The organism is Streptomyces sp. HmicA12 (assembly GCF_000373565.1).
Classification (GTDB): Bacteria; Actinomycetota; Actinomycetes; order Streptomycetales; family Streptomycetaceae; genus Streptomyces.
Genome location: NZ_KB891843.1, coordinates 1 through 1,600, shown reverse-complemented (window position 1 = coordinate 1,600; position 1,600 = coordinate 1). Strand labels below are relative to the sequence as shown.

1 protein-coding gene is annotated in these 1,600 nt (G+C 64.8%); it reads left to right on the top strand.

Going from position 1 to position 1,600, the window contains the following annotated elements:
• The coding region (locus tag B072_RS0135405; protein WP_158689283.1) for a hypothetical protein at positions 1-1,004 on the top strand (1,004 nt) is incomplete at its 5' end.
• Positions 1,005-1,600 lie beyond the last annotated feature (596 nt).

Sequence of the window (1,600 nt, the reverse complement as noted above, 5' to 3'; positions counted from 1 at the left end):
GCCCCTGCTTCACCTGCGGGCAACGCAAGAGCTCCGCTGCGGCGGCCCGCAAGCGTTCCGTGCCGGCTGAGGTCGCGGAGGACAAGATCCGCGAGGCGAATGTTGAACCGCTGGAGAAGTTCCCCGGCACTCGGGGGACTTGGCGCTGTCTGTGCCTCAAATGCTTACACGAGATCGACGTCTGGTACAGCAGCGTCGTCTACTCAGGCAACGGAGCCTGCGACTACTGCTCCGGGTCCCGGCAAATACCTGACGCAGGCGCGCGCGCCGAACTCCTCACTCTCGGGCTCGAGGCCCTCGTGCCCTATCCAGGCTCGAACGAGAAGTGGCGCAGCCGTTGCACTACGTGCAAGAAGATCGTCGACCCGACTCTGTGCAACGCCCGCAAGACGAAGTTCCCCTGCCGGTTCTGCGCGCAGCGCGCCACGGACCCCGCGGTGGCCGTTGAGGTCATGAAGGAGGCGGGGTTGAAACCGCTCACCGCCTTCCCCGGAAGCGTCAAGGCCGTCTGGAGGGCAGAGCACATCGACTGCGGAAAGCAGGTGGATGCCGTGCTCGACAAGGTCATCCAGCGCCGCAGGGCTTCTTGCGTCCACTGCGTTCGGCACGGCTTCAAACAGGCGCTCCCCGCCTTTCTGTACCTGCTGGTGCACACCGCACTGGGGGCCGCAAAAGTCGGCATCTGCAATGACGACAGTGAGCGGATCCGGACTCACGCGCTCCACGGCTGGCACCAGGTGCTCGTTACACCGTTGTCCGGCTACCAAGCCGTCCGGGCGGAGCAGCATGTCTTGAACCACTGGCTCACGCTCGACCTCCCCCAAGGCGTTTCCCGCCTCGACATGCCACAGGGCGGCTGGACCGAAACCGTCGCCCTGCGCGACCGCTCCCTGCCAGAGCTCCGCGAGGACTTCAAGGCAGCGGTCACCTCCGCCGTGAAGCCCCGCTGCTCTGAATCGGCCACCGATTCCAGCCCCAGCGAGGAGGACGGGTACCTGTTCTGACCGGCGCCCGGATGCACCGGCACGCCCGCCTCAACCTGAACTCGTTGCCGAGGCGGGCTGCACGGCGCGCGCGAAGCAGCATGATCCGACAGGCCCACCCATGGACAGCCTGACTGCGTCAGCACGAACAGCCCCGCCGGTGAGGGCGCAGCCGTGCACGTGGCCTGCACCGCGTACGTCGTCAGTCGTCGGCATGCCCCTTTGGCGCTCTTGCTCCTCCGCAGCCGGTCACCAGGCCGCGCAGCGCCGTGTCCAGCCGTCGGCTCCCGCTCCACCTTCAGACGCCTTCCTGCAGATCACGCCTCATCGCTACAGCACGCAGTGGAAGTTGATCGTGGCGGCCCCTCACACCCCCGAAATGATCAGCTGGGACTTCCTTACGGAAGCGTCCTCGTGGGCCCCAATCATGCAGTAGCACGTCCACGTGTAATTGAGTTGGAGTCCGGAACTACTTGCTGCGTACCAGCTCACCCCAACATCAAATAGGGAAAGCCCAGTTCAGCCATCTAAAAAAACTGTCCGGCTCCGTTTGCGTCATCGCAGCTCAAAGGCCATGGACTCCGTAAAGATCGCATCATCCCCTGCCGGACGTGACA